General features: G+C 74.8%; 28 protein-coding genes. 7 read left to right on the forward strand and 21 right to left on the reverse strand.

Features of this window, described 5'->3' with window-relative positions:
* Window positions 1–485, reverse strand: a 485-nt coding sequence (locus tag KIS93_RS10605; protein ID WP_222107391.1) for a hypothetical protein, incomplete at its 3' end; no start/stop codon positions are given.
* 115 nt (window positions 486–600) lie between these two features.
* Here KIS93_RS10605 and KIS93_RS10610 point away from each other — a divergent pair.
* Window positions 601–1179, forward strand: coding sequence for a dihydrofolate reductase family protein (locus KIS93_RS10610; RefSeq protein ID WP_080039894.1), 579 nt, complete (start codon window positions 601–603; stop codon window positions 1177–1179).
* Window positions 1180–1295: 116 nt separating this feature from the next.
* Entirely contained in the window at window positions 1296–1907 is a 612-nt protein-coding gene (locus tag KIS93_RS10615; protein WP_080039895.1) for a Pr6Pr family membrane protein, read from the forward strand.
* Here KIS93_RS10615 and KIS93_RS10620 read toward each other — a convergent pair.
* From KIS93_RS10620 to KIS93_RS10635, 5 genes are all read right to left on the reverse strand, one after another.
* The gene (locus tag KIS93_RS10620) at window positions 1882–2439 is read right to left on the reverse strand and encodes a hypothetical protein (protein WP_155127795.1); all 558 of its coding nucleotides are present in this window, start codon (window positions 2437–2439) and stop codon (window positions 1882–1884) included. The genes KIS93_RS10615 and KIS93_RS10620 overlap by 26 nt on opposite strands.
* 73 nt (window positions 2440–2512) lie before the next feature.
* Window positions 2513–3199 carry a hypothetical protein gene (locus KIS93_RS10625; RefSeq protein ID WP_080039897.1) on the reverse strand — a complete coding sequence of 229 codons (687 nt, stop codon included), beginning with the start codon at window positions 3197–3199 and terminating at the stop codon, window positions 2513–2515.
* Window positions 3196–3492 carry an alpha/beta hydrolase gene (locus KIS93_RS67405; protein ID WP_281261962.1) on the reverse strand — a complete coding sequence of 99 codons (297 nt, stop codon included), beginning with the start codon at window positions 3490–3492 and terminating at the stop codon, window positions 3196–3198. Before KIS93_RS67405 ends, KIS93_RS10625 begins: the two co-directional genes overlap by 4 nt.
* Entirely contained in the window at window positions 3459–4154 is a 696-nt protein-coding gene (locus tag KIS93_RS63275; protein WP_222107393.1) for an alpha/beta hydrolase, read from the reverse strand. The genes KIS93_RS67405 and KIS93_RS63275 overlap by 34 nt, the downstream gene beginning before the upstream one ends.
* 121 nt (window positions 4155–4275) lie before the next feature.
* Window positions 4276–5664 carry a carotenoid oxygenase family protein gene (locus tag KIS93_RS10635; protein ID WP_230466283.1) on the reverse strand — a complete coding sequence of 463 codons (1389 nt, stop codon included), beginning with the start codon at window positions 5662–5664 and terminating at the stop codon, window positions 4276–4278.
* 252 nt (window positions 5665–5916) lie between these two features.
* Here KIS93_RS10635 and KIS93_RS10640 point away from each other — a divergent pair, with 252 nt between their 5' ends.
* The 3 genes from KIS93_RS10640 (at window position 5917) to KIS93_RS67415 (ending at window position 9307) form a co-directional block, all read left to right on the forward strand.
* Window positions 5917–6927 carry a 3-oxoacyl-ACP synthase III family protein gene (locus KIS93_RS10640; RefSeq protein WP_080039900.1) on the forward strand — a complete coding sequence of 337 codons (1011 nt, stop codon included), beginning with the start codon at window positions 5917–5919 and terminating at the stop codon, window positions 6925–6927.
* Between the two features lie 83 nt (window positions 6928–7010).
* Complete coding sequence (locus KIS93_RS67410; protein ID WP_186404084.1) at window positions 7011–7850, forward strand: MMPL family transporter; 840 nt, start codon at window positions 7011–7013, stop codon at window positions 7848–7850.
* On the forward strand, window positions 7817–9307 hold the full coding sequence (locus tag KIS93_RS67415) for an MMPL family transporter (RefSeq protein WP_186404085.1): 1491 nt from the start codon (window positions 7817–7819) through the stop codon (window positions 9305–9307). The genes KIS93_RS67410 and KIS93_RS67415 overlap by 34 nt, the downstream gene beginning before the upstream one ends.
* Here KIS93_RS67415 and KIS93_RS10655 read toward each other — a convergent pair.
* Genes KIS93_RS10655 through KIS93_RS10685 form a run of 8 tightly spaced genes read right to left on the reverse strand, consistent with a single transcriptional unit; the run spans window position 9285 to window position 15179 of the window.
* Window positions 9285–10223, reverse strand: a complete 939-nt coding sequence (locus tag KIS93_RS10655) for an alpha/beta fold hydrolase (RefSeq protein WP_080039902.1) — start codon at window positions 10221–10223, stop codon at window positions 9285–9287. The genes KIS93_RS67415 and KIS93_RS10655 overlap by 23 nt on opposite strands.
* The gene (locus KIS93_RS10660) at window positions 10223–11281 is read right to left on the reverse strand and encodes an NAD-dependent epimerase/dehydratase family protein (RefSeq protein WP_080039903.1); all 1059 of its coding nucleotides are present in this window, start codon (window positions 11279–11281) and stop codon (window positions 10223–10225) included. The genes KIS93_RS10655 and KIS93_RS10660 overlap by 1 nt, the downstream gene beginning before the upstream one ends.
* Window positions 11278–12897, reverse strand: a complete 1620-nt coding sequence (locus KIS93_RS10665) for a fatty acid CoA ligase family protein (protein ID WP_080039904.1) — start codon at window positions 12895–12897, stop codon at window positions 11278–11280. Before KIS93_RS10665 ends, KIS93_RS10660 begins: the two co-directional genes overlap by 4 nt.
* A gap of 44 nt (window positions 12898–12941) precedes the next feature.
* Window positions 12942–13418, reverse strand: coding sequence for a hypothetical protein (locus KIS93_RS10670; RefSeq protein ID WP_080039905.1), 477 nt, complete (start codon window positions 13416–13418; stop codon window positions 12942–12944).
* A gap of 57 nt (window positions 13419–13475) precedes the next feature.
* Complete coding sequence (locus tag KIS93_RS10675) at window positions 13476–14297, reverse strand: beta-ketoacyl-[acyl-carrier-protein] synthase family protein (protein WP_222107394.1); 822 nt, start codon at window positions 14295–14297, stop codon at window positions 13476–13478.
* Complete coding sequence (locus tag KIS93_RS67420; RefSeq protein WP_222107395.1) at window positions 14294–14728, reverse strand: beta-ketoacyl synthase N-terminal-like domain-containing protein; 435 nt, start codon at window positions 14726–14728, stop codon at window positions 14294–14296. The genes KIS93_RS10675 and KIS93_RS67420 overlap by 4 nt, the downstream gene beginning before the upstream one ends.
* Window positions 14725–14976: an acyl carrier protein gene (locus tag KIS93_RS10680; RefSeq protein ID WP_168016230.1), complete on the reverse strand. Its 252-nt coding sequence runs from the start codon at window positions 14974–14976 to the stop codon at window positions 14725–14727. Before KIS93_RS10680 ends, KIS93_RS67420 begins: the two co-directional genes overlap by 4 nt.
* Window positions 14977–15014: 38 nt before the next feature.
* Window positions 15015–15179 carry a hypothetical protein gene (locus KIS93_RS10685; RefSeq protein ID WP_155127798.1) on the reverse strand — a complete coding sequence of 55 codons (165 nt, stop codon included), beginning with the start codon at window positions 15177–15179 and terminating at the stop codon, window positions 15015–15017.
* Window positions 15180–15199: 20 nt separating this feature from the next.
* Between KIS93_RS10685 and KIS93_RS10690 the strand changes: the two genes are divergently transcribed.
* The gene (locus KIS93_RS10690; protein ID WP_080039908.1) at window positions 15200–15838 is read left to right on the forward strand and encodes a hypothetical protein; all 639 of its coding nucleotides are present in this window, start codon (window positions 15200–15202) and stop codon (window positions 15836–15838) included.
* On the opposite strand, the gene KIS93_RS10695 is transcribed toward KIS93_RS10690, so the two are convergent.
* Both KIS93_RS10695 and KIS93_RS10700 read right to left on the reverse strand, forming a co-directional pair.
* Window positions 15828–16562, reverse strand: coding sequence for a methyltransferase (locus tag KIS93_RS10695; protein ID WP_080039909.1), 735 nt, complete (start codon window positions 16560–16562; stop codon window positions 15828–15830). The genes KIS93_RS10690 and KIS93_RS10695 overlap by 11 nt on opposite strands.
* Before the next feature lie 73 nt (window positions 16563–16635).
* The gene (locus tag KIS93_RS10700) at window positions 16636–16992 is read right to left on the reverse strand and encodes a hypothetical protein (RefSeq protein ID WP_080039910.1); all 357 of its coding nucleotides are present in this window, start codon (window positions 16990–16992) and stop codon (window positions 16636–16638) included.
* A gap of 262 nt (window positions 16993–17254) precedes the next feature.
* Here KIS93_RS10700 and KIS93_RS10705 point away from each other — a divergent pair, with 262 nt between their 5' ends.
* Entirely contained in the window at window positions 17255–18112 is an 858-nt protein-coding gene (locus tag KIS93_RS10705; RefSeq protein ID WP_186404086.1) for an oxidoreductase, read from the forward strand.
* A gap of 21 nt (window positions 18113–18133) precedes the next feature.
* Here KIS93_RS10705 and KIS93_RS10710 read toward each other — a convergent pair whose 3' ends face one another.
* The 5 genes from KIS93_RS10710 to KIS93_RS10725 form a co-directional block, all read right to left on the reverse strand.
* Window positions 18134–18964 carry a carbohydrate deacetylase gene (locus KIS93_RS10710; RefSeq protein WP_080039912.1) on the reverse strand — a complete coding sequence of 277 codons (831 nt, stop codon included), beginning with the start codon at window positions 18962–18964 and terminating at the stop codon, window positions 18134–18136.
* The gene (locus KIS93_RS10715; protein WP_080039913.1) at window positions 18961–20328 is read right to left on the reverse strand and encodes an MFS transporter; all 1368 of its coding nucleotides are present in this window, start codon (window positions 20326–20328) and stop codon (window positions 18961–18963) included. Before KIS93_RS10715 ends, KIS93_RS10710 begins: the two co-directional genes overlap by 4 nt.
* A 111-nt stretch (window positions 20329–20439) precedes the next feature.
* Window positions 20440–22590, reverse strand: a complete 2151-nt coding sequence (locus KIS93_RS64960) for an acyltransferase domain-containing protein (protein WP_246005249.1) — start codon at window positions 22588–22590, stop codon at window positions 20440–20442.
* Window positions 22488–24200, reverse strand: coding sequence for a type I polyketide synthase (locus KIS93_RS64965; RefSeq protein ID WP_246005250.1), 1713 nt, complete (start codon window positions 24198–24200; stop codon window positions 22488–22490). Before KIS93_RS64965 ends, KIS93_RS64960 begins: the two co-directional genes overlap by 103 nt.
* 46 nt (window positions 24201–24246) lie before the next feature.
* On the reverse strand, window positions 24247–25290 hold the full coding sequence (locus KIS93_RS10725; protein WP_080039915.1) for a ketoacyl-ACP synthase III family protein: 1044 nt from the start codon (window positions 25288–25290) through the stop codon (window positions 24247–24249).
* Window positions 25291–25306 lie beyond the last annotated feature (16 nt).

Raw genomic sequence — 25306 nt, forward strand, 5'->3', positions numbered from 1 at the left:
CGGTCACCGAGCAGGCGGTCGACCGCCGCCACGCCGTGCCGCTCCACCAGCGCGTCCAGCCCGGCCCGGCCCTTCGCCCTGTTGCGCCGCCACTGGTCGAAGGCCAGCGTCGACAGCTCGGCCGCCGCCGTGAGGTCACCCGCCTCGCCGCGCGCCTTCAGAATCGCCCCCCGCCACCTGAACGCGGTGTTGCCGCGCTGGTCGTCGTGCAGCAGCCACGGCAGCAGCTCCTCCCGGTGCCCGAGCACGTCGAGCAGCGCGAGGCGCACGTCGGTGGACTCGCGCGGATCCCGGACGCGGTCCAGCAGCCCGGGCACCCGCGCCTCGGGGACGCGCTTGAAGAGCGCCTCCGCACACCGCCGGCGCCGCCACCACGGGTTCCTGGAGTCGAGGACGTAACGGGCCAGCTCGTCGGCGTCGATCTCGCGCAGGGCGGCGGTGTCGGCGGGGCCGGCCTCCGGGATGGCCGAGGTGATGCGATCCACGCGCGGATGCTACCGGCCGGCGGCCTTTTCTGGATTTCTCCCGCCGAACGTGTCGAAGCGGCGCGGGCGGCTCCGACCTTCTCGTGAAGGTGACCCGGAGCGAAGGAGGCTCGTGATGAGCAAGGTAGTGCTGGACGTGTCGGTCTCCCTGGACGGTTTCACGGCGGGCCCGAACGTGCGGGCGGAGGAGCCCATGGGCGACGGCGGCGAGCGGCTGCACGAGTGGATGGGCGGCGAGGGCCCGGGCGGCGAGGCCGACCTGGACGTCCGCCGGCAGGTCGACGCGGCGGTCGGGGCCACCGTCATCGGGCGGCGCACGTTCGACCTCGGCCTGCGCCCCTGGGGAGGAACGCCGTGGCCCGGCGTCCCCGGCTTCGTCGTCACCCACCGCACCAGGCAGGACCTCGTCGGCGACAACGGCGGCACGTTCGCCTTCGGCGGGCTGGAGGCCGCGTTCCGGCGCGCCAAGGAGGCGGCCGGCGGCAAGGACGTCCTGGTGCTGGGCGCCGACGTCGCCCGGCAGGCGCTCAGGGCGGGCCTGCTCGACGAGCTGTGGCTGCACCTGGTGCCCGTGCTGCTGGGCGGGGGGACGCCGCTGTTCGCCGGGGAGCAGGTCGAGCTGGTCCAGGAAGGCACGCCGGTCGCCGGGAGCGCGTCGGTGACCCATCTGCGTTACCGGGTCGTGCGCGGCTAGAGGCGGCTAGAGGTGAGCGCCTGAGGCGAGCGGCTGGTGTGCGCGGCTGGTGTGCGTGCACCCCACCATCGGACGAACCGGCCTTTCCCGGCGGTTCCGTGCGCTAGCGTGATCTTGTGACGTTCGCGGAGGGCCGGATGGCGGCGTGGCGGCTCCTGCTGGTCGCGGCGACCGTCGCGGGCCTGGTGTGCCTGACGGCGTCGATCGGCCGGCCGTGGGCCTACTTCACGGTGCAGAGCAACGTGCTGCTCGCGCTCTACTACGGCTGGCGGCTGGTCGCGGGACGCGGGAGGCCCGCCTCCGCCGACGTCAAGGGCGCGGTGACCTTGTACCTGGTGGTCACGTGCCTGGTCAACTACGTCTCCCGCGACCTGGCGAACCCGCTGGCGCTGCTGGACGGCGGCGGCGCGCGCGGCTGGGGCAACTTCCTGCTGCACTACGTGACACCCGTGATGGCCCTGGTCGACTGGGCCGTCTTCGACCGGTCGCGCCGGCCCCGCTGGGCGGCGCCGTTCGCCTGGCTGGGCTTCCCGCTGCTGTACGGCGCGTTCGTGCTGCTCGCCGCCCCCAACCTGCCGCGCCGCTACGTCTACCCGTTCCTGAACGTGGAGCGGCTCGGCTGGCCGATGGTGGCGGGGGCGGCGGTCGGCGTGCTGGCCGCGTTCGTGGTGCTGGGTTACGCGCTGCTCGGCCTCCACCGGCTCACCGCCGGCCCACGCCTGCCCTAGCGCGGCGTCCGTACGACCACGCTCCCACCAGGAGCGCGCCGCCCAGCCCCGCGAAGGCCAGCCCGCCGAACAGGATCATCCACGCGATGTCCGCGCTGGTGGTGAACGGCGCCACCGGCGCGAACGGCGGGATCACCCCGGCCAGGCCGAGCGGCACCATGGCCAGCAGCACCACCCCGTACGCCCCCAGGCAGAGCCCCACCGCCCACGCCGGGATCAGCGGCAGCAGCGGCGGCACCCGCCGCCCGGCCAGCACGAGGGTCCACCGGGGGAACACCATCCCCCACCGGTGCACCAGCCCGAGCGCCAGGAACACCCCGAGCAGCGCCATCAGCACCGTCAGATCGACACCCACGGCCGCCAGTGCCCGGTAGAGGGCGCCCCCGTCGTTCTCGACGCCGTCCAGCCAGGCCTGCCCGCTCACGCCGAGGGCGTCCCCGCCCAGCGTCCACACCGTCTTCACCCCCGCCCACGGCACCAGGCCGCACAGCAGCAGCCAGACCGCCATCCGCACCCGTGGCGAAGCACCCATGCGTTCTCCCTCCCCGATCGCCTGTCCCAGGGTCGCGGCGACGGGACGGGGCCGCCTCCCCCGTACGGGGGAATCAGTCCCGCGCCGGCCGCAGCCCCGCGGACAGGGCGACCTGCACGGCCAGCATCGCGGCGAGGAGCGGGAGCCAGGCCAGCCTGGCCGGCAGCCAGGCGGAGGGGGTGGAGAGCGCGTTGAGGCCCGGGATGGGGCCGAGCCTGGTGGTGGCCAGGGCGACGATGACGGGCGCCGTCTGGTGCCAGAGGAAGACCGGCAGCGCGAGCCGTCCCATCAGCCGGGCCAGACGTCCGGGCGCGCTCCCTGCCGCCCCGTCGGTCACGGGGGCGGGCGCGGGCCTGCCGGCGAGGATGAGGAGGTACGCGGTCACGTACGGCACCGGCTCCAGCACCACGCCCAGGACCTGGAGGATCACGTCGCGCGAGTAACCGTTCGCCAGCAGGACCAGGAGCCCGACCGCCCACGCCACCAGGAACGTCACCACCGGCCGCGGCACCCGCCTCCCTTCCACGCCCGCGCCGGCGGAGGACAGCACGGTGAGTGCGGCGAGCTGGATCGGCCAGGTCGCCCAGGACGGCAGCCCGGCCGGGTCGCTCGCCACCCCGACTCGCGGCGTGCTGACGAACACGGTGGCCAGCCAGTGCACGACCGCGATCCCCACGAGCACGATCGCCGCGACGGCCACCGACGGCGCGCTCCGGCCGGACATCCGGTGGGGCAGCCGGTGCTGCGTCGAGCGGGTCATTCGGCGCTGCCCGTGACGGCGATGCGGGCGATGCGCTTGAGTGCGGGGCTGCCGGGGCGCAGGTACGTCCCGTGCGTCGCGTCGCCGGCGTCGAACACGCGGGCGCCGAACGCCGGGCTCACCGGGTCCGTGCCGAAGCCGAACGGGCCCAGCTCCACGCCGGGGCGCCACACGTCGTCCCGGCTGCCGAGGCCCGCCCACACCCTGGCGCTGGTCCGCAGGTCGCCGGCCGTCGCGGCCCCCAGGCCCGGGCTGCCGGTCACGACGAGGTCGGCCACGCGCAGCCCCGCCACGGCGCGTCCGCAGACGACGGACCCGTAACTGTGGCACACCAGGCTGATCCGCGCCTGTTCCGGCAGCCCACGCTCCCCCTGCGCCCGGTCCCCCTGCACCCGGTCCCCTGCACCCGCTCCCCCTGCACCCGGTCCCCCTGCGCCCGGTCCCCCTGCGCCGGGGTCGCCACCACCGCCGCCCGCTCGTCCAATGCCCGGTCGAGGGCGGTGAGGAAGGCTCGTAACCGTTCGGCGCCGCGTTCGGCCGGCCACGTCGTGACGACCTCGGGGTTGATCAGGTCGGGCGGGTCGTAGCCGAGCCAGCCGATCACCGCCGTGCCCGGCTCGATGGCCGCCGCCTCGTCGTGCAGGGCGCGGGCGGCCCGGCCCGGCCCCTCGTAGGAGGAGTCGAACGAGCCGAGGCTCTGGCCCGACCCCGGGACGTAGACGACGACCGTGCGGGCCGTCGCCAGGTCGCCCACCACCTCGATCGCCTGCCCGTCGCCCTTGTGGCTGATCGCCAGGAACTGCCGCCCCGGCCGGTCGCCGGCCGCGTACCGCTCCTGCAGCGCCTGGCCGGTGAGCGCGGGCGGCGGGGGCAGCACGTCCGCCTCCGGCCGGCCGGCCGCCGCCGCCAGTGCGGCGAGCAGCATCGCGGGCAACACGCTGCGGGGAAATCTCATGCGTGCAGACTAGGAACGCGCGGGCCCGCCCGGCGTCGGCCGAAAGGACGATCTTGGTCGGGCCGGGCAGTGACCCGGGTCCTCCCCCCGAGGAGGACTCTGGACCCCTGCGGAGGCGACCTTAGGGGCGGCGGTCCGGGATCCAGGAGCCGTGGAAGCCGGTCGGGACGCCGCGCGGCAGGTCCACCGACGCCACGGGCCCGCCCCGCACGTGCGTGGCATCGAGCACCAGGAGCTGCGAGGCGGAGCCGTCGCGGCGGGTGGTGATGGTCATGAGCCAGCCGTCGTCCTCCTGGCGCGGCCCCTGCGCCGCCGGCACGAACACGGCCTCCCCCACCATCGTGTCCTCGTCGAGCTCGTGCACGTCGCAGGCGCCGGTGTCGAGGTCGTACTTGACGACGGCGCAGCGGTCGCGGCTGCGCGGCTCGCTGCCGGTGACGGTGTAGAGGTAGCGGGAGCGCCGCCCCGTAACGTCGTCGTCGATCGTGGGGAACTCCACGACGCGGTCGTCGAGCGGCTGCTCGGTGGCGGTGCCGGTGGCCGGGTCGAGGGTCCAGCGGTGCAGGCGGGCGCGGCCGACCGCCGGGTCCGACGGGACGAAGCCGCGCGAGGCGTCGGCGCGTGACAGCAGCGCCCACAGCGCGGTCCACTCCTGCGGCGAGTAGCGGACGGCGTCCAGCAGCACCCGCCCGGCGGCGTCCTCGTGGGCGTTGCCGACGTGGAAGATCCAGCACGGCTCGATGGCGAACCAGGTCACCTCCGCGCCGGGCCGGTCGTGGCGCATCAGGCCGAGGCGGGCGCCGTGGCCGTCGTCCCAGCCGTACGGCATGCCCTGCCCGGCCAGCGCGAGCTGGAAGGTCATGGGCAGGTCGAGCCAGACGACGTGGTGCTCGGTGACGGCGAAGTCGTGCATCATCGTGCCCGCCCGCACCGGCACCTCCCTGCTGTGGACGAGCTCACCCTTGGCGTCGAGGCGGTGGTAGGTGAGGTAGGGAGGGCGGAAGCCGTAGCCGAAGAAGTGCAGCTCGCCGGTGGCGGGGTCGCGCTTGGGGTGGGCGGTCATGGCGGTGGTGAGCCGGCCGCCGAAGTCGCAGGGGCCGACGGTGCCGAGGTCGGGCGTCACCTCGTACGGCAGGCCGACCTCGACGAGCGCGTAGACGCGGTCGGCGTGCGCCATCACGTGGGTGTTGGCCGAGGTGGAGGCCAGGTCCACGCGGCCGTCGGGCGTGACGAACGGCCTGCCGTGGAAGGCGCCGGTGCGTACCCACCGGTTGCGGTACCACTCGGCGCGGCCGCCGCTCAGCCGTACCCCGTGCAGCATGCCGTGACCCGCGTGGAGGTGGCCGCTGCGCTGCCCCGGCAGGGGGTTGGGGCCGTTGCGCAGGTAGCGGCCGTCCAGCTCGGGCGGCAGCGCGCCGGTCACGGGCAGGCCGGTGGCGTCGATCTCGTCGGGCACGGCTCTGAGGTGGCCGGGCAGGTCGTACTGGGCGACGGTCTGCGGGTCGATCACGGGACCCTCCCTCAAGGGCCGGGGAAGCGCCCACCCTAGAACGGGGCGGCGGCGCGGCATAGGGGCGCCGCCGCCACACTCGCGGGGCGCGGGCGGATGCCGCTGGTCAAGGCCCGGCAAGCAAGGTCGTGGCCTCGGCGGTTCAGCTAGGTCCGCCGCCGGGATCTTGCTTATCGTGAGCGCCTGTTGGCCCAGGAAAGGCGGACTTAGGATGCTCTATCGGCAATCCGTGCGGCTCGGGGGCGAGCCGTCATGAGCCGGTCACGGTACTCGCGGGTGGCCGGGGTGGCGGTGCACGTACCGGATGACAGCCTCACGACGCCGCAGCTCGAAGACCTGCTGGCCGAGCGCAATCCCGGCCTGCGCGTGCCGCGCGGGCTGATCGAGCGGCACAGCGGCGTGCGGCGGCGCCACGTCGCGCCGCCGCACACCATGGCGTCGGACCTGGCGGTGGCGGCGGCCCGGCGGCTGCTGCGGCGGACCGGGCACACGCCGCCGTCCATCGACCTGATCATCCACGCGGGGGTGTCGGGCGACGCCGTCGAGCCGGCGACGGCGCACATCGTGGCGGCCAAGCTGGGGGCCTCCTGCCCGGTGTTCGACGTGCGGGACGCGTGCAACGGCGTCCTGCGGGCGATCCATCTCGCGGACGCGCTCATCACCGGCGGCGATCACCGTACGGTGCTCGTCGTCTGCGGCGAGGTGGTCACGTCGAGCATCCAGTGGCGGCTGGCGTCGCAGGAGGACTTCGAGCCGGCGATCCCGTCCTACACGGTGTCGGACTCGGGCTCGGCGCTGCTGCTGGAGTCGAGCGCCACGCCGGGCGTGCTCGGGCACCGGTTCGGGGCGAACTCGGCGTACTGGGAAGCCTCGATCATGCCGTTCGTACGGGACGCCTCCGGCGGGTTCCGTCCCGGGCCGTTCACCATCGATCCGGTGTCGCTGGCCATCGGGGTGCAGAAGCTCGACCTGGGCGTGCTGCGGCAGCCGCTGGCCGAGCGCGGGCTCGCCTGGGAGGACGTGGCCGTGGTGTGCGCGCACCAGCCGTCGCTGGCGGCCCTGTACTGGCTGTGCGACCTGCTGGACCTGCCCCGCGACAAGGCCGAGGAGACGGTGGCCGAGCACGGCAACCTGGCCGCGTCCACGCTGCCGATGCAGCTCCATCTGGCCGAGCGCGAGGGGCGGCTCAAGCGCGGCGACCTCGTCGCCCTGGTGGGCGTGGCCAGCGGGCTCAGCTCGGGCACGGTGCTGCTGCGCTGGTGAACGCCGCCGCGGCGGCACCGACCTTGCCCCTCTCGTCGTGAACCGGGCCGCGAGCGGGCGCCCTGAAGCCGTAGGAGGACCTCGTGCGCGTCAGTGCTCGTCGTGACACCGTGACGGCCGGCCCCTCCCCCGCCGGGCCGCGCGCCTGGCAGGACGGCCTCGCCGGCGGCTCCGGCCTGCTCGACCGGCTGGGCCGGTGGGCGGCCGGGCCGGGCGGGCGGCTGATCGTCGTGGTGTGGCTGCTCCTGGCGGGCGGGGCGGCGCTGCTGCTGCCCGGCCTCACACAGCGGCTCGCCCCGCCCTCCCTGGAGGTGCCCGGCTCGCCGTCCGCGGCGGCCGCGGCGGTGGTCGCGCGCGGGTTTCCCGAGCTGGGGAGCGAGCAGGTGATGCTGGCGTTCGGCTCTCCGACACTGAACGCGGACGACCCCCGCTACCAGCGGGCCATCGCCGCGACCGTGGAGGCCCTGGCCGCCCGGCCGGACATCGGCGCGATGCTGCCCCTGCCGGAGCCCGGCACCCCGCCGCCGTCGCCGCCGCCGCCGTCGCCGTCGCCGGATACCGGTGGCACGCCGCCGCTGGCGGAGACCCGCGCCACGCCGCCGCCGGCGGAGAGCGGGGGCCGGCATCCCCGGCACGCGTATGTGCTGGCGGGCGTGCATGGTGACGAGCTGGCCCGGCAGCGGAACCTGCCCGCCCAGCTCGCCACCGCGCGGCGGGCCGCGCAGGAGGCGTCGGCGGGGGCCGTCACCGTGACGATCCTGGGCGTCAGCCGGGCCTTCGCCCAGCTCGCGCACGCCGACCTGGCCGATCTGCGGTCGATGGAGGCCATGACCGTCCCGGTGGCGGCGCTGCTGCTGGTGCTCGGGCTCGGCGCGGTGGGGCGGCGGCGGTGCCGCTGGTGGTCGGGGGCGCCGCGATCCTGACGGGCATGGGCGCGCTCGCGGTGGCGGCCACGCTGGCGCCCGTCGACTCGACCATGCTGACCTACACCGTCACCATGTCGCTGGGGCTGGGGCTCGACTACACGCTGCTCATCCTGCTGCGTTACCGCCAGGCCCGGCGCGCCGGCCTGGCCCCCGCCGTGGCCGCCGGGCGGGCCGCCGCCACCGCGGGCAGCACCGTCACCTGGTGCGCCGCCGCCATCGCCGTCACGTCCTGCCCGCTGCTGGTCGTCGGCGTGCCGTGGGCGCACTCGCTGGCGCTGGCCGGAATGCTGGCCGCGTTCGTGACGCTGGCGGCGGCGCTGACGCTGGGGCCGGCGCTGCTGTCCCAGCTGGATCACCGGCTGGAGTGGGGCACGCTGCCCTGGCACCGGCCCGGCCGTGGCACCGGGCCGTGGCGGGGTGGTGGACGGGTCAGGTGGGTGCGGGGGGCCGAGCGGATGATGCGCAGGCCAGGACGGTACGCCCTCGCCACCGTGGCCGTGCTGGCGCTGGCCGCGCTGCCGGTGCTGCACCTGCGGATGGGGCTGCACTACGACCGGCCGGCGCTCGCGGGCACCGACATCGGGGCCGGGCTGGCCGGGCTGGAGCGGGACGGCGTGGCGGGGCTGACGACCGTCGCCCTGCCGCATCCCGGCCGGGCCACGCCCGTGGACACGTTCGCGTTCCAGCAGGCCCTGAAGACCGACCCGAGGGTCACCATGGCGACCGTCCTGGACAACGGCAGGGACCTGACCGTGATGCTGGTCGCCGACCGCTGCCCGCCGGACGGCGCGGCGGCGGCCGGCTTCCAGCGGGACCTGCGCGCGCTGGCCGCCCGGCTGCTTCCGGCCGGTCAGCCGGTGCTGGCGGTCGGGCCCGCGGCGCGGCTCGGCGACCTGGCGGCGGGCGCGGTGAACGGGCTGTGGCAGGTGCTGGCGGTGGTGCTGCTGGCGTCGTTCGTGCTGCTGATGGTCACGTTCAGGAGTCTGCTGATCCCCGTCAAGGCCGTGGCCATGAACGTGTTGTGCGTCTGCGCCGCCTTCGGCCTGCTCACCGTCGTCTTCCAGGACCTGGGCGGCGGGGGCGCCGACATCAACGCGTTGCTGCCGTTGATCGTGTTCACCATCGTGTTCGGGCTGTCGCTCGACTACGAGGTCTTCCTCGTGCACCGCATCGCCGAGCACTACCGCCGCGGCGGCGACAACACCGCCGCCGTCCTGCACGGGCTGCGGCACACGGCGCGGCCCATCACGCTGGCCGCCGCGATCATGGCCGTCACGTTCGGCGGGCTGATGCTGACCCGGCGGCTGGACTTCCAGCAGGGCGGCTTCGCGGTGGCGGCGGCGATCGTCCTGGACGCCACGATCATCCGGATGGTGCTCGTCCCCAGCCTGATGCGGCTGCTGGGGCGGGGCAACTGGTGGCTGCCCCGCCTCAGCGTCCCAAGAAGGCGGTGATGGCGGGCACGAGCCGGTCGTGCGCGTCCTCCAGCACGTAGTGGCCGGCTCGCGGATAGACGTGGACCTGGGCGCGGGGCAGGCGGTGCCGCCACTCGCGCAGCATGACCGGGTCGAAGACCGGGTCGCGCAGCCCCCAGCCGATCAGCACCGGCCGGTTCGCGAACGCGCCCAGGCCCTCCTCCGCCCGCAGCAGCAGCGGCCAGGACGGATCTGCGGGCCCGAGCGGGATGTCCTGGACGAACCGCCGGACGGCCACCCGGTGCCCGTGCCCGTCGTCCGGCGCCAGGAAGGCCGCCCGCACCTCACCCGGCAACCGCCCGCGAACCCCGAACGGCGGCAGCGTGGCCAGCCGGGCGAAGGCGTGATGGCGCAGGAACAGGCGCTCACCCAGCCGCGTCTCACGCAGCAGCCAGAACGGCAGCCGCAGCGCCGGGCGCACCCGGGGGCCGTGCGGGTTGGGGAAGGCGGCCGAGTTGAGCACGACCAGCCGGGCCACGCGGCCGGGATGGCGGGCGGCCCAGGCCAGGCCGATGGGGCCGCCCCAGTCGTGCACGACGAGCGTCCAGCCGCGCTCGGGGGCGGCCCGCTCGGCGATGAGGTGGTCGGTGAGAGCGTCGAGGTCGTCCACGCGGGAGGCCAGGGTGAAGGGGTAACGGTCCTGGGCGGGTTTGTCCGACAGGCCCATGCCGAGGTGGTCGGGCGCGACGCAGCGGTGCTCGCCGCGCAACGCCAGGATCAGCCGGCGCCACAGGTAGCTCCACGACGGGTTGCCGTGCAGCATGAGCACGGGGGCGCCGGCCGGGTCGCCCTCGTCCAGGTAGTGGCGGCGCAGGCCGTCGTGGACGAACCAGCGCGAGTCGAAGGGGTAGCCGGGCAGGCGCGTGCCGCCACCGGGGCGGAGGTGTCCGGACATCAGGACCTCAGCGACGGCCGTGCGGGACGGCGGTCCGACGGCGCATTCCAGGGCTCCAGGCGTGCGTCCTGGGTGCCGGACAGGTGGGCGGTGAGCCTTGCCAGGCCCTCCGCCGTGCTGACGCGCGGCTCGTACCCCAGGTCGCGGCGGGCGGCCGTCAGGTCGAACCAGTGCGAGGTCGTGGCCTGGACGGCGGCCAGCCGGGTGAGCGGCGGCTCCGCTCGTACGGCGGCGAGCCGGTAGGCGTGCTCGACGGCCACGGCCGTGGCGCGGGCGAGGCGGGCCGGGACGAGCCGCGTCACCGGTGGCGCACCAGCGGCGGCCAGCAGGGCGTTGACCCAGGAGACGGCCGGGGCGGGCGCGTCCTGGGTGATGAAGTAGGCGCGGCCGGCGGCGGGCGAGCCGGGGGCGAGCGCGTCCAGGGCCAGCAGGTGGGCCTCGGCGGCGTTGTCCACGTACACCGTGTCGATGCGTTTGCCGGGCGCACGCGGCAGGATCAGCCGGCCGCGGCGGGCCGCCGCGACGAGCCGCGGCAGGAAGTGCGGGTCGCCAGGCCCCCAGATGAGGTGCGGGCGCAGCGCGACGGTGGCGAGCCGGTCGCCGTTCGCGGCCAGGACGAGCCGCTCGGCGATCGCCTTGCTGGCCGGGTAGGAGGCCAGGAAGCGGCGGGCGTAGGGGGCCGACTCGTCCACGCCCTCCAGGTCGCGGCCGTCGTGCACGACGCTCGGCGAGGAGGTGTGCACCAGGCGGGGGACGCCGGCGCGCAGGCAGGCGTCGATCACGTTCGCGGTGCCGTCCACGTTGATCGAGCGGTAGGCGCGGGCCGGCCCCCACACGCCGGCCAGGGCGGCGCAGTGCACGACGGCCTCGCGGCCCGCCACGGCGGCCCGTACGGCATCGGGGTCGCGCACGTCGGCGGTGTGCTGGACGACGCCGAGCGCGGCCAGCTCCGGGTAGTGGCGGCGGTTCAGGGCCGAGACGTGGTCGCCGCGCGCGGTCAGCAGCCGGCACACGGCCTGGCCGAGGAACCCGCCGCCGCCGGTCACCAGGACCTTCACCGCTCCTCCCGGCCCAGCCGGCGGGCGGCCCAATCGGCGAGGAGGGGACGGCGGATCTTGCTGGCGTGCCGGACGTCCATCGGGAAGCCCCGGTGCGGCAGCACCTCCGCGATGCCGCCGAGGGTGATGGCGCGGGCTCGGACGCGTTCGACGAGGTCGCGGCGCTCGCGGCGGGAGGTGCCCGGCTCGCACTCCACGCACAGCACCGGGCGCTGGCCGCCCGGCGGGCCCACGGCCACCAGCGCGCTGCGCCGCACGCCCGGCAGCGCGTCGATGATCGGCTCCACCTGGTCGGTGTAGAGGTCGCCGCCGGCGGTGCGGACGCGCTCGCTCTTGCGCCCGGCGAACCACAGCCGCCCCTGCTCGTCCTGCCAGCCGAGGTCGCCCATGCGGTGCACCGGCTCGCCGTGGTCGTCGATGCGGGCCAGGGCGCTCTCGTGCGGGCGGGCGAGGTAGGGGTCGCCGACCGCGGGGCCGGCCACGGTGATCTCGCCGACGGTGCCGGGCGGCACCATCAGGTCGTCCGACCAGTGCGGGATCGGCTCGTCGGTGACGCGGATGACGCGGACCACGTTCCCCGGCAGGACGGAGCCCAGGCAGGTGCCGGCGCCGCGGGCGGTGGCCGGCGCGGTGGCGGTGAGCTCGGCCGCGTCCGCCATGCTGACGAGCAGGCATTCGGTCGCGCCGTACACCGAGCGCACGTCCGCGTGCGCCGGCAGGCACCGCCGGGCGCGGTCCAGCACCGGGTACGGCAGCGGCGCGCCGGCGGTGAGCACGATCTCGACGCCGTCCAGCACCTGGCCGTGGCGCAGGCAGTGGCGGGCGAGCCGGTCCAGCAGGGCGGGTGCGGCGAACAGGCCGCGCACGCCGTTCGTGGTGATGGAGCGGACCATGGCGGCGGGATCGGTGCGGTCCGGGCGGCGCAGGTCGAGCCGCGGGATGACGGCGGCGCACCCCATCGACGGCGCCGCCACCGCGAACGGCAGGAACGTCGAGTACACGGTCGCGCCCGGCTCCAGCGCCCCCAACTGGGCCAGCAGGCCGGTCTGCCCGGTGAGGTGCCGGTGGCGGTAGGGCACCCCCTTCGGCGGGCCGGTCGAGCCGGAGGTGAAGGCGATGAGCGCCAGGTCGTCGGCGTCCGGACCCGCCGCCGCCTGGACGTACGGTGTGCGGGGCCTGGTGAGCCAGAGGGTGCGGGTGGCGAGCGTGACGGTGGTGTGCACGCTGTCGGCCGCCCAGCCCAGCATCGCGCGCGCCAGGTGCGCGCGCGGCACCCCGATGAACGCCCCCGGAGCCGCCTCCGCGAGGCACGCGCCGATGGCCCGCACGCCGAGCCCCGGATCGATCAGGACGGGTACCGCCCGCAGCCGCAGCAGGGCCAGGACCACGGCCACCAGCTCCCGGCCGGGCGGGATCATCACGGCGGCCCGCGTCCCCGGCGTCACCCCCGCCCGCGACAGCCTGGCCGCCGCCCGGGTGATGAGCTCGTCGAGCCGGGCGTACGTCAGCGTCTCGGGACGGCGGCGGCGCCGGTCCACGTGGCAGGCGGCCGTGCCGGGGTGGGCGCGGGCCCAGTGCTCGGTCATGGCCACGACGTCGAAGAGCGGGGTGGTCACACCGCATCACCTTCCACAGCTCGAAAGGAGCGACTCGGGCGGGCTCAGCAGGAGGCGGCCTCCAGGACGCGGACGTCCCTGGGCAGCTCGAAGCCGAGAAACCTCGGCGCCGGCCCCGCCGCCCCCTGAACCTGGGCGCCCTGAGCCTGGGCGCCCTGGGCCTGAGCGTCCTGGGGCGGCTGGGACACCCCGGTTCCTGGCACCGTTCCGGACGTCGTGCCGGGCACTGTGCCAGGCGCCATGCCGTTCGTCGCGCCGGTCGCCGCCACGCCCGCCGCCGCGCTCGCCGTCGCGGCCGGTGCCGTGCTGCTCGCGGAGGCCGCTCCCGTCGCGGAGCTCGGCGCGAAGAAGTTCGTGACGGCCTGGGCCAGCGACTGCACGGGCACGGTGACGCACACCCGGTCCGGGTCGGCGGCCGAGGGCAGGAGGCCGGCGGGAGTGTCGTCGGCGGCGGCCGGGCCGGTGGGCGCGCAGGCGATCAGGGCGGCGGCGAGCAGGCCGGCGGTGGCGGAGATACGCACGATGAGTCCTTCGTCAAGGTGTCGGAAATCAAGGTGTCGGCAAGCGGATGGCGAGAGTCAGTGCGGCGAGAAGACGAGCGTGGCGTTGTGGCCGCCGAAGCCGAACGAGTTGGACATCACCGGCCCCGGCGGCATGGGCCGGACCCGGCTGACGACGTCGACGTCGCACCGAGGGTCCAGGTGGTCGAGGTTGGCGGTGGGCGGGATGACGCGTTCGTTCAGCGCGAGGACGGCGGCGACGGCCTCGATGGCGCCGGCGCCGGCGATGGCGTGCCCGGTGACGCCCTTGATCGAGGTGACGGGCACCCGCGCGGGGCCGAACACCTCGTTGATCGCCTGGGCTTCGGCCACGTCGTTGAGCGGCGTGCCGGTGCCGTGCGCGTTGACGTGCGCGATCTCGTACGGTGCCAGGCGGGCGTCGGCGAGGGCGGCGCGCATGCAGCGGGCGGCGCCCTCGCCGTGCGGCGGCGGCGCGGTGAGGTGGTGGGCGTCGGAGGTGGAGGCGTAGCCGGTGAGCTCGGCGTAGACGCGGGCGTCGCGGCGCAGGGCGTGCTCGAGGTTCTCCAGGATGAGGAAGGCGGCGCCCTCGGCCAGGACGAACCCGTCGCGGTCGCGGTCGAAGGGCCGGCTGGCGCGTTCCGGCGCGTCGTTGCGCTGCGACAGGGCCTGGCAGCGGTGGAAGGCGAGCAGCACGGTCGGCGTGACGCAGGCGTCCGCGCCGCCGGCGATGACGAGGTCGGCGGAGCCGTCGCGGACGAGGCGGGCCGCTTCGCCGATGGCGTGGGAGCCGGAGGCGCAGGCCGTCTCGACCGACAGGCTGGGGCCCTGGACGCGGTGCTGGATGCCGATCGCGGCCGCCGCCGAATTGTGCATGATCATCGGCACGTGGAGGGGGCCGGGGTTGCCGCGTTCGGGTGCCGGCCGGCGAGCATGACCGCCTCGTCGGACATCCTGCCGCCGAAGCCGGTGCCGGTCACGACTCCTCGCCGGTGCGGCGGGGTCCCGGTGGGGCCGTCGAGGTGGGAGGCGTCGGGGAAGGCGTCCGTCAGGGCGTCGGTGGCGGCGCACAGCGCGAGCTGGGCCACCCGGTCGAGCCGGGACGCCTGCTTGGGCGTCAGGTACGCCGAGGTGTCGAAGCCGGTGATCTGGCAGGCGAACCCGACGCCGAGCCCCTCGGTGTCGAACGAGGTGATCGGACGGGCGGTGGAGCGGCCGGCGAGCAGCGCGTTCCACAGCTCCTTGGGGTGGGCGCCGGCGGGGGTGCGGACGCCCAGCCCGGTCACCGCGACGCGGGCGCGCGAGCCGTTCACGCCGGCTCGCTCAGCAGCAGGAGGCGGGCCTTGGCGAGGACGTCCCCGACGGTCCGTACGTCGGCGAGGGTCTCGCGGGGCAGCGGGCCCCACGTGTCCTCCAGGGCGACGTGGAGCTCGGCCAGGTCGAGGCTGTCGGCGTCCAGGTCCTCGCGCAGCAGCGCGTCCTCGGTGACCCGGGCCGGATCGACCTTCAAGATCTTCGCGCAGCGCTCGCGCACCACGGTCACGATGTCTTCGTCGCTCACAGCGAGCTCCTTCCTCCGAGACGTCGTCAGCGCTCGTGTCACCCAGCGTCGCCGATAGGGCGATAGATGATCTCTTGTGGCACGTCGTCCGCCGTTAAGGAGTTGATCAAGTTTTGCCGGGACGCGGTTCGCCCGGGCCGCCGCAGATCATGCTCGGTTCTGTCGTGGGCGCGCCTGAGCAGGATCAGCAGCGCGCCGATCACGGCCAGTACGAGGAGATGACATGCCCGTTCACCCGCTCATGCCCGCACGCCCGCTCATGCCCGCACGCCTGCCCATGCCCGTCCGCCCGCTCACGGCCGCTCGCCCGCTGATGACCGCTCGCCCGCTGGTGGCCGCGGCGGTCGCGGTGGTGATGACCGCCGCCCCGGCCTCCGCTTCCGGGGTGAGCGTGCAGCAGACGCTGCTCACCTGCCAGGTGTCCACCACCTCGGAGCGCCCGATCACGTTCACCCCGCCGGTCAAGCTGATGCCCCGCACCGTGACGGCCCAGGCCGGCATCGTGCTGACCGGCTGCTCCTCGTCCACGCCGGCGGCGGCCAACCTGCGCACGGGCGTGATGTCCGTGCGCAGCACCGGCCGCGCCTCGTGCGCCGGCGTGCGGGACGTGCACGGCAAGGGCACCATCACCTGGTACGGCGCGGACGGCACCCGCACCGGCATGTCCACCGTGCGGCCGTCGGTGCAGAAGGTGGCCGGTTACAACCCCGGCGACATGCTGCTCGGCGGGCGGGTCACCAAGGGGGCGCTGGCCGGGGCGAACGTGGTCGGCACCGCCACCCCCACCTCCGACGTCAGCGTCTGCGCCACGAAGGGGCTCGGCGCCGTCCACGGCACCGGCAAGATCACCTTCATTTCCTGACGTACGCGCGCTCGATGAAGGGGCGCTCGCACAGGTGGTAGAAGAGGTAGATGCCGAGCTGGAAGGCCGCCGCCACGGCCAGGCCCTCCAGCGAGTGCGACCACAGCGCCCACCCGTAGGCGTGCAGGTTGCCGGCCCCGTACATGGGGTTGCGCAGGTGGCGGTAGGGGCCGGCGACGACCAGCTCGCTCGCGTCCCCGATCGGTCGGCCCATGAACATGTCGCGGCAGTAGTACGTGTCCAGGCCGGCGGTGCGGGCCGCCCACAGTTTGTAGAACGTGCCCACCGCCATGAGGGCCGCCCCGGCGGCGTACGCGGCCCAGGACGGGACGGCGGCGGGCAGGCTGTCACCGTAGGCGTAGATGACGACGGCCTGCGCGAAGCCCTGGTTCATGAACAGCACGCCCAGGGCGACCTCGTACAGGGCGTAGGCGCGGTCCTCGCCGAAGCGGGCGATGAGGGCCGTGCGGCCGGGGCCGCCCAGGGTCAGGCTCAGGCCGCCGTAGTACAGCAGCCACACCGTCGCGGCGTAGGCGGTCGCGACCGCCGGGGTCGTCAGGACGGGGGTGAGCAGGTAGTACAGGGCGGCCGTCAGGACGAACAGGAGCAGGCGGGCCGGGCGGTAGCGGGTGCCACGGTCCAGCCGCAGACCGGAGATGCCGAGCAGGATGACGGGCCACCGCCAGGCGGTGGTCCGAGTGGCGGCGGCGGTGATGGTGTGCATGTGCGGGTCTTTCCGTTCACTAGACGGATAGTGACTCTATCGTGACTCACCGTGACGCTTGGGTGGTCGGCCTTCAGCAGGGGGCGGCCTGGAGGACGAGCACGTTCCGGGGCAGGGCGGGCCCGGCCGCCGCACCTGTGGCGGCGGCGTCCGGTGCGGTACCACTCGCGGAGGCGGTGCTCGCGGCGGCGAAGCTCGCGACGAAGGAGCTGAAGGCCTCGGCCATCGCGCTCACCGGGACACTGATGCAGAACTTGCCCGGGTCGCCACCGGGCGCCCCGGCCGCCGGGACGGCCACGTCGCTCAGGTCGCTCAGGTCGTTCAGGTCGGTCACGTCGGTCAGGTCAGCCAGGTCGGGGACGTCAGCGGCGGCGGCGGGGCCGGCGAGCAGGACGGCGCTGAGGGCGGCGGCGAGGACGCGAATGCGCACAATGACTCCTTGGTCGGTACGGCGACAGATCAGAGGGGTCTGTCACCCAGCGTCGCCGATGCGGCAATAGATGATCACTTGTGACGCGACGTGCCCCGTTAAGGAATTGATCAAGTTTGCACCGATGAGTTCCGGCGCCCGTCGTCGGCCGCTTCACCGGCCCGGAGGGCGACCTGATCGGCGTGATCGGCGCGCCCGCCCCGTGGCCGCCGTCGTGTCACCCCGTGTCCAGGACCCTCCCCAGGGTCTACGGTGGAGGGTCGTGACGACTGAACGATGGGCTTTGGGCGGCGACCTGAGCGTCGCGCGGGTCGGCTACGGCGCGATGAAGCTGACCGGCTGGCCACGGGGCGACCGGCCCGACCGCGAGACGGCCCTGGCCGTGCTGCGCCGGGCCGTGGAGCTGGGCGTGAACCACATCGACACCTCGCACTACTACGCGCGTGACGGGGTGGCGGCCAACGAGCTGATCAGGGAGGCGCTGCACCCGTACCCGGACGATCTGGTGATCGTGACGAAGGTGGGCGCGCTGGTGGAGGGCGCCGACATCGGCCTGCCCGCCTCGGAGAAGCGGGGCCTGACCCCGGACGGCCTGCGCCGCGGCGTCGAGGCGAACCTGCGCTCGCTGGGCGTGGACCGTCTCGACGTGGTGAACCTGCGGATGGGCGACCTCGACCGCGGCGAGACCTCCCTGGCCGGGCCGCTGGAGACCCTGCTCGCGCTGCGCGAGGAGGGCCTGATCCGCCACCTGGGCGTCTCCAACGTGACGGCCGCCGAGTTCGCCGAGGCCCGCGCGATCGCGCCGATCGCCTGCGTCCAGAACCTGTACAACGTGGCCAGCCGCGACGACGACCCGCTCGTGGACGCCTGCGCGCAGGCGGGGATCGCCTACGTGCCGTTCTTCCCGGTCGGCGGCTTCCAGCCGGTCACGGCCGAGCGCCTGGACGCGGTGGCCGCCCGGCACGGCGCGACCGTGCCGCAGGTGGCGCTGGCCTGGCTGCTGGCCAGGTCCCCGAACATCCTGCTCATCCCGGGCACCGGCTCGCTGAGCCATTTGGAGGAGAACGTGGCCGCCGCCGCCCTGAAGCTGAGCGAGGACGACCTGGCCGAGCTCGGCTGAGCGAAGGGCTCGGCGCCCTGGTCAGTGCCACCAGCCCGCGACGACCTCGATGTCCTCGCTGTCGAGGGCCTTGTGCCAGACGGGGTCGCGCAGCAGCCGCGTCTCCCACGTCCGTACGATCCCGTCGGGTCCCGTGACGGCGTCCGCGCGGGACGGGTGGAGGAACAGCTCGCTGGTGCCCTCGGGCAGGGCGGCGAGGCGGCGGAGGTAGTCGTCGCGCAGCCGTTCGTAGCCGCCGAGGTCGCGGGCGGTGCGCCGGTTGGTCGCGATCGTGTGCGGGATGGGCACGCCGAGGGCGTCGGCGTGCGCGACGGCGCGTTCGTGGGCGGCGGCGAGCGGGGGCGGGAGCGGGCCGCCGAAGTACGGCTCGGGGTCGCGGGGCAGGCGGAAGGCCAGGCCGTGGCGGGCGCACCAGCCGAGCGTCTCGGCCAGCCACGATCTGCCGTGCAGGCCGTACAGGGTGCCGGCGTGGGAGTCGGCCGCCTCGGGGGTCAGGTCGTGCGCGCGCATCCAGCGGAGCTGCGCGTCGGCCTCCGCGATGACGTCCGCGGCCGTGCCACGGGCGCCGAGCACGAACGGGTCGTCGGTGAGCGTCCCGTCGGGGTCGGTGAGGGTGGCTCCGGTGGTGAGGGGACGCCAGCGCGGCAGGCCGCCCTCGCTGGTGAGCGTCACGTGCAGCCGTGATACGACGCCCGTGTGGCGCACCTGGCCGGCGGCCCGCTCCGCTTCCGGGGAGACGCAGATGAGCGTCGTGGCGGAGATGTGCCCTTCGGCGAGCAGGGCGACGATGACCTCGGTCGTGCCCGGCTCCCTGCCGAGGTCGTCGGCGGTGATCACGAGCCGGCGGCTCATCGGGGACGCTCCGCCGCGCTCCCGCCGGCCGGTTCGGCGGCCTCGGGCGGGGTCTCGATGGGCACCGTGATGAGGCGGGCCGCGATCGCGCCGATCGCCGTCAGCACGAACGGGTAGCCGCACAGGTACACGCGGAACGCCAGCCCGGGATCGGCGCCGGGGTCGGTGCCCGAGTTGTAGCCGAACAGCAGGCCGAGCGAGGTGAGCGCGAGGCCGGTCACGACGCCGTTGAGGCGGGAGAAGAAGCCGAACGCGGACAGGAAGAGCCCTTCCCGGTGCTCGCCGTTGCGGGTCGCGTCCACGTCCAGGACCCGGGCGACGATGAGGTCGTTGGTGGCGAGCATGCCCGACCAGCCGGCGCCGACGAGCACGCCGGCGGCGATGCCGGTGGCCAGGTCGGTGGCGAGGAACAGGCTGGCGAAGCTGACCGCGAGGACGGCGAAGGCGATCCGCCACGTCCACAGGGCGCCGCGGCGGGCGACGACGCGCGTCCAGGCCACGAGGCCGGCGGCCGAGACGAGGATGACGACGCCCTGGAGGTAGAGGGCGTTCACGACGGGGAGGCCGAGCGCGTAGCGCACGTAGAGCTGGATGCCGGACAGCACGAGTGCCATGGCGATGCCGTAGCAGGCGCCGGTGAGCCCGACCGTCCAGAACAGGGGGTTGCGCACGATCGACCAGATGCTGGGCAGCAGCCGGGGCCGCTCGCGGGTGGCGTAGCGGGGTCGCTCGCGCGCGCTGAGCGCCATGAACACGATCACGGCGAGCGCGACGGCGCCGTAGACGATCGCGGTGGTCTGGAAGCCCTGGGTGGAGCGTTCGGTGCCGAAGACCTCGGTGGTGAGCAGCGGGGTGACGGCGAGGGAGATCACGAGGGCGACGAGCTGGAAGCCCTGGCGCAGGCTGTTGGCGACGGCGCGGTCACGCTCGCGCGGGTACAGCTCGGGCAGCAGCGCGCCGTAGTTCGCGTTCAGCATCGAGTCGAAAGCCTCGCACAGGATCGCGAACACCGCGAACCACAGCACCAGGCCGGCGCCTTCGAGCGACGCCGGCGCGGAGAAGAACGCGATCATGCAGGCCGACAGCATCGGCGCGCCGACGAGCAGCCAGGGGCGGCGCCGGCCGAACCGGGTGCGGGTGCGGTCGGACAGGTGGCCGAGCAGCGGGTTGTCGAGGGCGTCGATGATCGCGTAGATCACCATGACGGCGCCGTACGCGCGGACGTCGAGCCCGAGGATGTCGACGTAGTAGAGGATCATCGACCCTTTGATCATGTTGATCGGGATCGAGGTGCCGAACATGCCGATGGCGTAGCGCCACGCGGGAGTCCGCCCCGGGCCGGTCACCGTTGCAGGCTGGGTCACGCGATCACCTTCCGTACGCGGTGGCCACCATCGTCGGACGGTGGCCGTCCTCGCGCCAGTGGTGCGCCCCTTCAGGTGATCGCCGGGCGGCCGGATCTCGTTGCAGGGACGTCACCCGCCGATCGCGGGCTCGGGCTCCGCCGTCACCCCGGCGAGCAGGTCCCCCAGGTGCTCCGCGATCGCCAGGATGGTGGGCTGCTGCCACAGCAGGGTCGCGGGCAGGCGGCAGCCGAAGCGCTTGTCCAGGCGGCGCCGCACCATGACGGTCATCACGGAGTCGAGCCCCTGCTCGACCAGCGGGCGCCGGACGGCCAGGTCGCCGGGGTCCAGCCGCATCACGGCCGCGATCTCCGCGCGGACCTCGGGCAGGACGCGGTCGCGTACGTCGGCGGGCGTCAGGCCGGCGAACGCGCCCACCGGCCCGCGCCGCTCCTCCTCGTCGGGGGCGGGCGCGTCGATGACCGGGTAGCGCAGCCCGGTCAGGTGCCCCACGACGCGGCCGTCCACGTCGGCCAGCAGCGCCCGTACGGTGTCGGGGGCGGCCGGGTCCACGGCGGCGTCGACGACCACGGTGGAGGGCGGCGTCCCGGTCAGCACCACCTCGCCGATGTGCACGACCATGCGCAGCACCGGCTCGCCGGGGAACACGCAGGGCGCCACGGACATCGCCGCGTCCAGCGCCGGCGCCCAGCTCCCCGGCTCCCCGGCGGCGACGGTGTGGACGGTGGCGCGCAGCGCGCCGTCCCCGCCGAGCAGGGTCTCGATCGTCCAGTCGAAGCCCGTCGAGGGCACGCCGACGGCGTCCAGCCGCCGGTGCACGTACCCGGGGTCGAGGGGGGCGAGCCCGGGGGCGTCCGGCAGCACGTCGGGCTTGACCTGGCGGGGCGCGGCCACGTCCGTGGTGGCGTGCACCAGCCAGGCGGGCTCCGGCTCGCCGGGCGCGGCGGGGGTGCGGGCGGCGAGCCGCACCGCCGGGGGCTCGTGCACGACCTGGATCTGCCGGCGTTCCGCCGTCATCAGCGGGTGCGTCATCTCGACGCCGGTGAGCGTGACGTCCTCGCCCTCCTCCCCGGCCGCGCGCAGGAACGTGTTGACGAGGACGGCGGCGGGCACGATCTCGACCCCGTTGAGCGCGTGGCTGCCAGGGTAGGGCCGGTTGGCGTCCTCCAGGCTGGTCCGCCACGCCCTGGTGCGGCTGCCGGCGAGGGCGGTCACGGCGCCGAGCAGGGTGTGGGAGCGCACGTCGTGCCCGCGGTTGCCGTCGCCGGTCGGCAGCTCGCGCCAGTGGCGGCGGTGCTGCCAGGCGTACGGGGGCAGGTCGGCCAGGCCGCCGTGCGGCTGGAGCCGGCTCCAGTCCACCGTGACGCCGTGGCAGTGTGCGGTGCCGACGGCGATCGCGAACGTGGCGCGCTCGGGCTGGTTGCGGCGCAGGGTCGTGCCGACGAACACGTCCTCGAACCCGTGCTCGGACAGCGTCTCGGTGAGGGAGTGCGCGACCACGGGGTGCGGGGAGATCTCCAGGAACACGCGGTGGCCGTCCTGCGCCGCGGCGGTGGTCGCCGCGGCGAGCCGCACCGGGTCGCGCAGGTTCGCCGCCCAGTACGCGCCGTCCAGGACGGGCGTCGAGCGGGGGTCGGGCAGCGCGGTCGTGTACATGGGCAGGCGCGGCGCGCCGAGCGCGAGGTCGGCGGTGGCGGCGGCCAGTTCGGCGGCCAGCGGCTCCATTTGCGGGCTGTGGAAGGCGACGTCGGAGGCGACCCGGCGCACCATGATGCCCTCGGCCGGCCAGTCGTTCACGACCTCCTCGACGGCGGCGACGTCGCCGGACAGCACGGTGGAGCCGGGCGCCGACGCGATCGCGGCCACCAGGTCGCTGCGCCCGGCCAGCCGCTCGGCCGCCTCCTCGAAGGACAGGCCGGCCATCACCATGGCGCCCTTGCCCTCGGCCTGCCGCAGCAGCTTGGAGCGGCGGCAGATGAGGCGGGCGCCGTCGGCGACGCTCATCGCGCCGGCCGTCACCGCCGCGGCGAGCTCGCCGACGGAGTGGCCGATGACGGCGACCGGGGTGACCCCGTAAGCGCTCCACAGCCTGGCGAGGCCGAGCTGCATCACGAAGATCATGGTCTGGACGCGGTCGATCGTGCCGAGGTCCCCGTCGGTCAGGACCTGGCGGGGTGAGAAGCCGATCTCCGCGGCGAAGATCGGCTCCACCTCGTCCACCAGGGCCGCGAACTCCGGCTCGGCCAGCAGCTCCCGCCCCATGCCCCGCCACTGGCAGCCCTGCCCGGAGAAGACCCAGACCGGCCCGGGGCCGGGGTCGGGCAGGACGCCGCCGGTGACGACGGCTTCCGCGGGGCGTCCTGGGCGAGCCGGCGCAGGTGGGCGACCAGGTCGTCCCGGCCGGCCGCGGCGACGACGGCGCGGCGGGGCAGGTGGGTGCGGCGCAACGCCAGCGTGTGGCCCACCGAGGCCAGGTCGAGCCCCTGGGCGACGTCGTCGGCAAGTCTGCCGGCGTAATCCCGCAACGCCTGTTCGGAGGCGGCCGACAGCGGGAACAGCCGCTCCCCCGCCTCCTCTCCCCGGGGCGCGTCCTGGGCGGGAGGGGCCTGCTCCAGCACGATGTGCGCGACCGTGCCGCCGTACCCGAAGCTGGACACGCCCGCCCGGCGCGGATGCTCACGCGCGGGCCAGGGCGACCGCTCGGTCAGCACGCGCAGGCCGGAGGTCTCCCACTCGACGGCCGGGTTCAGGGTGGTGAGTACGCTCGGCGGGATCTCGCCGCGGTGCAGGGCGAGCACCGCCTTGATGACGCCGGCGATGCCGGCGGCGCCTTCGAGGTGGCCGATGTTCGACTTGACCGAGCCGATGAGGCACGGGTCGCCGGGGGGCCGCGGCGCGCCGTACACGCGGGACAGGGCGCCCGCCTCCAGCGGGTCGCCGAGCCTGGTGCCGGTGCCGTGCGCCTCGACGTAGTCGACGGTGCCCGGCTCGATGCCCGCCTGGCGGCACGCCCTGGCCATGACGTGCTCCTGGGCCTCGCCGCACGGGGCCATGATGCCGTTGGTGTGCCCGTCCTGGTTGACGGCGCTGCCGATGACGAGCGCGAGGACGCGGTCGCCGTCACGCCGCGCGTCGGACAGCCGCTTGAGCACGACCACGCCGCAGCCCTCGCCGCGCCCGTAGCCGTCGGCCGCCGCGTCGAACGACTTGGACCGGCCGTCGGGGGCGAGGGCTCCGGCCGTACCGAGGGTGAGGGTCTGGCCGGGGGTGACCAGCAGGTTGACGCCGCCGGCGAGGGCGACGTCGCTCTCGCCGAGCCGCAGGCTCTGCGCGGCCAGGTGCAGCGCGACCAGCGACGCCGAGCAGGCGGTGTCGATCGCCATGCTGGGGCCGCGCAGGTCGAGGGAGTAGGAGATGCGGTTGGCGACGGCGCAGGTGGCGGCGCCGATGCCGGTCCACGCCTCGATCTGGGGCAGGTCCTCCAGGAGGCGGCCGCCGTAGTCGGCGGTGCAGACCCCGACGAACACGCCGGCGTCGGTGCCGGCCAGCTCGTGCGGCGGCAGGCCGGCGTGCTCCAGCGCCTGCCACGCGGTCTCCATGAGGATGCGCTGCTGGGGGTCCATCAGCTCGGCCTCGCGGGGCGACAGGCCGAAGAACTCGGCGTCGAAGCCCTCGATGTCGCTCAGGAAGCTGCCGTGCCGCACGGCGCCGCGCAGCGCGGCGGCGTCCTCGGGGCTGCGTTCCTCGTACGCCCGCCAGCGGCCGTCCGGCAGCGGGCCGGTGGTGTTGCGGCCCGCGCACAGCAGGTCCCAGAACTCGTCGGGGGTGTGGACGTCGCCGGGCAGGCGGCATCCGATGCCGATGACCGCCATCGGTTCCACCCGGGCTGCGCGCATGTGCGTTCGTCGTCCCTTCGCTTCAGATCCACTGGGGAGTGTCGGTGATCGTGATGACGGCGCCGGACACGGTCACGCCCGGCCCGGTGCCGAGCATCAGCAGGTGGTCGCCGGGGCGGAGCTGCCCGGTGGCGAGCAGGTGGTCGAGGGAGAGGACCTGGTCGGATGCGCCGCAGTGGCCGATGGTGCGGCCGTAGTCCCACGTCGAGCGGGACATCGGCAGGTCGAGCAGGGCCATGCAGCGCTGCTCGACGATCTCCTCCGAGTAGTTCATGAACGCCACCCTGGTCAGGTCGGCGGCGGTGATCCCGCTCTCGTCCAGCAGGCCCTCGACGACCTCGACCAGCGCCCGCTGGATGTGGAACAGGGCCGCGGTGGCGTCGCCCGACGGCATGACGTCGCGGCGGAACTGCTCGTTGCGGGCCGTGAAGCTCATCCGCCGGCCGACCGTGACGCCCGGCGGGAACAGCGGCTCGCTGCCCCGGTGCAGCTCTTCCGCCTCGGCGACGGTCGTCGTGCGGACCGACAGCAGGCGCGCGAAGCCCTGGTCCCTGGTGAGGACGAGCGCGGCGGCGGCGTCCCCGCCGACGTAGCCGGGGCCCATCCGCCAGCGGTCCATGAGCGGGGTGCCGTAGTTGTCGGCGGCGACCAGCAGCGCGGCCTGCTTGCCGGGCGCGCTGCTCAGGTGGCCGGCGGCCAGCTCCAGGGCGATGAACATGCCGTTGCAGCCCTGCCGGATCTCGGTGGCCAGGACGTTCCCGCCGACGAGGTGGCGTTGCAGGTAGGAGTGCGGGGGCCAGCCGTCGGGCCCCTGGTGCCAGGTGGAGGCGTACAGGAGGAGGTCGAGGTCGCCGGGCGCGCGCCCGGCGCGTTTGAGTGCGGCGCGCGCCGCGTGCAGGGCCATCTCCGGCGCGGGCGTCTCGCCGGCCACCGCCGCTCCCGCCAGGTTGTGCAGCTCGGCGTCCTCGGCCGGGTACCAGCCCTTCGCGACGGCCTTCTCGACGCTGACGATCGTCCGGGGCACGAAGGTGCCGACGCCGCTGATGTAGGTGTCCGCGTACCGCATGAACGTGTGCTCCCGG

The sequence above is a fragment of the [Actinomadura] parvosata subsp. kistnae genome (assembly GCF_900323885.1).
Taxonomy (GTDB): Bacteria; Actinomycetota; Actinomycetes; order Streptosporangiales; family Streptosporangiaceae; genus Nonomuraea; species Nonomuraea composti.